The organism is Pseudomonas frederiksbergensis (genome assembly GCF_003732665.1).
Taxonomy (GTDB): domain Bacteria; phylum Pseudomonadota; class Gammaproteobacteria; order Pseudomonadales; family Pseudomonadaceae; genus Aquipseudomonas; species Aquipseudomonas frederiksbergensis_G.
In genome coordinates, this window is record NZ_MOBP01000195.1 from 1 (window position 1) to 304 (window position 304).

The window sequence follows — 304 nt, forward strand, 5'->3', positions numbered from 1 at the left end:
GAGTAGTAATGGCCGTCGACTTCGACGTGGTAGTCGATGTGCACCCGTACCTTTTTCCATTCGGCATAAACGTACGGGTGTTCCGGCAGCGGCTGGAGCGCGGGCTGGTCGAGCGTTTCGAAGGCTGAGCGGCGCGAGCCGGGCAGCTTCTTGAAGGGCCTTTGGTTGAGGCGTTCAAGCAGCAAGCCGATAGCCGTATTGAGTTCGCCGAGCGAGAAGAACTGGCGGTTGCGCAAGACCGCCAAAATCCAGCGCTCGACCACCTGCACGCCGACTTCAACCTTGGCTTTATCCTTGGGTTTGC

1 protein-coding gene is annotated in these 304 nt (G+C 59.2%); it reads right to left on the reverse strand.

Going from position 1 to position 304, the window contains the following annotated elements; all coding sequences use genetic code 11:
• A partial coding sequence (locus BK665_RS33780; RefSeq protein ID WP_446033153.1) for a Mu transposase domain-containing protein occupies positions 1-304 on the reverse strand: 304 nt, incomplete at both ends.